Annotated in this window: 1 protein-coding gene; it reads left to right on the plus strand. The window is 26.5% G+C overall.

Annotated elements, in window-relative coordinates; genetic code table 11:
* Positions 1-219: TIGR01741 family protein (locus IDG60_RS03660; RefSeq protein ID WP_206160504.1), on the plus strand; the 219-nt coding region annotated here is incomplete at both ends.

Consider the following 219-nt stretch of genomic DNA (forward strand, 5'->3'; position numbering starts at 1 on the left):
ATAATATTTCAGAAGAAATATTTGATGATTTATGGATGAATCTTTATTACTTGTTTATGAATTTGAGGGATTTATTTAAAAAAGAAGGTCTTGAACCATGGACATCATGTGAATTTGATTTTACAAGAGAGGGTAATTTGAAAGTATCGTTTGATTATATAGATTGGATTAAATTAGGTTTTGGTCCATCAGGAAAGGAAAACTACTATATGTATAAAA

The sequence above is a fragment of the Staphylococcus sp. EG-SA-2 genome (assembly GCF_017152085.1).